The sequence below is a fragment of the Streptomyces doebereineriae genome (assembly GCF_031845645.1).
GTDB lineage: Bacteria > Actinomycetota > Actinomycetes > Streptomycetales > Streptomycetaceae > Streptomyces > Streptomyces canus.
Map to the genome: position 1 here is coordinate 1 of NZ_JAVREZ010000467.1, position 417 is coordinate 417.

General features: G+C 65.2%; 1 protein-coding gene. It reads left to right on the forward strand.

What is annotated here, in order from left to right; translation table 11 throughout:
• Positions 1-417: hypothetical protein (locus RNB18_RS52810; RefSeq protein WP_311721154.1), on the forward strand; the 417-nt coding region annotated here is incomplete at both ends.

Genomic DNA, 417 nt, shown 5'->3' on the forward strand with positions numbered 1-417 from the left:
GCACTGGGGCGCAAGGGCGGCACCTTCTCCACGAAGGGCGACTCGAAGCCCTACGCCTTCTACGGGCGGATCCACCTCAGCGCGTCCCAGCGGCTCCAGGACGAGATGTGGAAGTTCAACTTCTCCTCCATGGCGAGGAACGTGCTGGACCACATGACGGTCCACCACGACGACGAGTCCCTGGTGAAGATGACCCAGCGCGGCCTGGCTGACAAGTTCGGCTGCTCGCAGTCGAAGGTCTCCCGGTCGATCGGCGAGCTCTCCCGGCAGAACTTTGCCTGGAAGGAGAGCAGGGGCCTGTACCGGCTGCACCCCCTCTACGCCTACCGTTGGGGGAGCGACAGGCAGCGGGCCCTGGTCAACAAGCTGGGTCCGAAGGTCCTGACGGCCCGCGAGATTGTCATCCCGAACGTGAGG